4 protein-coding genes are annotated in these 2,925 nt (G+C 66.5%); all 4 read left to right on the top strand.

Annotation, left to right across the window (positions count from 1 at the left end; genetic code table 11):
* Positions 1–207 (top strand): urease accessory protein UreE (locus tag HNQ95_RS33250; protein ID WP_512747410.1); only part of this gene is annotated, 207 nt, incomplete at its 5' end.
* A complete protein-coding gene (locus tag HNQ95_RS33245; protein WP_182576251.1) occupies positions 204–887 on the top strand; it encodes an urease accessory protein UreF in 684 nt (227 codons plus the stop codon). The genes HNQ95_RS33250 and HNQ95_RS33245, both read left to right, overlap by 4 nt.
* Positions 888–899: 12 nt before the next feature.
* Entirely contained in the window at positions 900–1,595 is a 696-nt protein-coding gene (locus HNQ95_RS33240; protein ID WP_182576250.1) for an urease subunit beta, read from the top strand.
* A gap of 14 nt (positions 1,596–1,609) precedes the next feature.
* On the top strand, positions 1,610–2,925 hold a 1,316-nt coding region (locus HNQ95_RS33235), incomplete at its 3' end, for an urease subunit alpha (RefSeq protein ID WP_182576249.1).

Here is a 2,925-nt window from a genome sequence, read left to right as displayed (position 1 = left end):
GGCGAGCAGCGCTGGCTGAGATTCACGCCGCGTTCGGCAAGCGACGCGCTTGAACTCGGCTATCACGCCGGCAACCTGCACTGGCGGGTGCGTTTCGACGGCGAGGATCTGCTCGTCGCCCAGGACGGTCCGGCCACGGCCTACGCCGCGCGCATCGAGCCGCTCATCTCGGGCGGCCGCGTCGAGATGACCGAGGAGGCCGAATGAGCGTTCCATCGGCACATCTGCTCGTCGCCCTGCAGCATGCAGACGGGCAGTTCCCTTCCGGCGGCTTTGCCTTCTCGCAGGGGCTGGAGGCCTCGTCCACGCTTGCCGGAAAACTGGGTGCCTTCGACTTCGCTGCTTTCGTCGACATCCAGATCCGCCATCGCTGGGCCGATGCCGACCGTGTCGCGCTGGTTCGGGCCCACCGGCTCGGCGGCGATCTCGAGGCATTGGCCGAACTCGACCGCGAGGTCGAGGCCTCGACCTTCGTCGAGGGGCTGCGCTCGGGCTCGCGCCGCAACGGCATGGCGCTTCTGACCACGCATGAGCGGATCGGAACCTGCGGCGCTCCCGCCTATCGCGCCATGGTCCGCAAGGGCGAAGCCTGCGGCCACCTGCCGGTCGTCCAGGGGCTCGCCTGGCAGGCGCTCGACCTTGACGAGGCGAGTGCCGTAGCGATCGGCGGTTACCAGATGGTGGCGTCGCTTTCGACTGCCGCCGTGCGGCTTGGCGTGATCGGCGCCATCGACGCCCAGAAGGTTGTCGCACGCGTTTTGCCTGCCATCGAGGCCGCGGCCCGCTTGCCTGTCGTCGACGACGAACCGCTGCGGTCGTTCACGCCGCTCTGCGAGATCGCGGTCGCCATGCATGGCGCTTCGGGCCAGCGCCTGTTTTCGAATTGAGGAGTACCCACGATGTTGCTGACACCGACCGAACTCGAGCGCCTGACGATCTATACGGCGGCCGAACTGGCGCGCAAGCGGCGGGCCAAGGGGCTCCTGCTCAACTATCCCGAAGCGGTGGCGATCATCACCGACGAGATCCTCGAAGGTGCCAGGGAAGGGCGCTCGGTCGCCGAGATGATGTCGATCGGCTCGGCCATCCTGACCCAGGCCGATGTCATGCCCGGGATCGCGGCAATGCTGCCGATGCTGCAGGTCGAGGCGACGTTCCGGGACGGCACCAAGCTGGTCACCGTGCATGAGCCGCTGCGCCCGGCGGCGGGGGCAGCGGCCGACGACGTCGAACCTGGGGCAATCGTCGCCGAGGATGGCGACATCGAGCTCAATGCCGGACGCCGCAAGCTGACGCTGAAGGTCGTCAACACCGGTGACCGGCCGGTGCAGATCGGCAGTCACTATCATTTCTTCGAGGTCAACAAGGCGCTCGACTTCAACCGGGCGGCTGCCTTCGGCATGCGTCTCGACATCGCCGCCGGTACCGCCGTTCGCTTCGAGCCGGGTCAGGAGAAGGACGTGCCGCTGACCACCTTTGGCGGACAGCAGCAGCTTTCCGGGCTCAACGGACTGTCGAACGGCTCGGCCGACGATCCGGCGGCCAAGGCCGCGGCTCTTGAAAATGCCCGCGCCCGCGGCTTCCGCGGCGCCTGAGGGGAGGAACGATCATGGCAACCCTGTCACGCCGCGACTATGCGGCAATGTATGGCCCAACCACCGGTGATGGCTTCCGTCTCGGCGACACCTCGCTCGTCGCCGTCGTCGAAAAGGATTTCGCCGTCTATGGCGACGAATGCCTGCATGGCGGCGGCAAGACGCTGCGCGACGGCGCCGGCCTCGCCGCCGGCGTCACCAGCGCCGAAGGCGCGCTCGACTTCCTGTTGTGCAACGTCACGGTGATCGATGCCGTCGTCGGCATCGTCAAGGGCGATCTCGGCATCCGTGACGGCAAGATCGTCGGCATCGGCAAGGCCGGCAATCCGGCCACCATGGACGGCGTCGACCCGCGCCTCATCGTCTCGGCGGCGACCACCGTGCGCGACTGCGAAGGCCTGATCGCAACTGCCGGTGCGCTCGACGTCCATGTCCATTTTGACAGCGCACAGCTCTGCGACCATGCAATCGCCTCCGGCATCACCACCATGCTCGGCGGCTCGCTGGGTCCGATTACGGTCGGCATCGACTGCGGCGGCCCGTTCAACGTCGGCAAGATGCTGCAGGCGGCCGAGCACTGGCCGATCAATTTCGGCTTCCTCGGCCGCGGCAATTCGCACCGACCTGCGTCGCTCGTCGAGCAGATCGAGACCGGCTGCCTCGGCCTCAAGCTGCACGAGGACTGGGGCACCATGCCGGCCTCGATCGACACCTGCCTGACGGTGGCCGACGAGCTCGATTTCCCAGTCCAGATCCACACCGACACGCTGAACGAGTCCGGCTTCCTCGAGGATACGCTCGCCGCCATCAACGGCCGCACCATCCACATGTACCATACCGAGGGGGCAGGGGGCGGGCATGCGCCCGACATCATCAGCGTCGCCGGCGTGCCGTGGTGCCTGCCGTCGTCGACCAACCCGACCAACCCCTACACGATCAACACTTTCGACGAACATCTCGACATGACGATGGTGTGCCACCATCTCAACCCGGCCATCCCAGAGGATGTCGCCTTTGCCGAAAGCCGAATCCGCGCCCAGACCATTGCCGCCGAGGACATCCTCCATGACATCGGCGCGATCTCGATGCTTGGCTCCGACAGCCAGGGCATGGGTCGCATCAACGAGGTGATCTGCCGGACCTGGCAATTGGCCGACAAGATGAAGAAGCAGCGTGGCCGCTTGCCCGAGGAGGCGACGCGTTTCGGCGACAATGAGCGCATCAAGCGCTATGTCGCCAAATACACCATCAATGCCGCGCGCACCTTCGGCATCGCGGAGCATGTCGGCTCGCTCGAAGACGGCAAGATGGCCGACATCGTCATCTGGCG

The organism is Aminobacter ciceronei (assembly GCF_014138625.1).
GTDB classification, from domain to species: Bacteria; Pseudomonadota; Alphaproteobacteria; order Rhizobiales; family Rhizobiaceae; genus Aminobacter; species Aminobacter ciceronei.
Note: the sequence above shows the minus strand (reverse complement) of the source record. Positions and strands in the feature narration are given on the sequence as shown.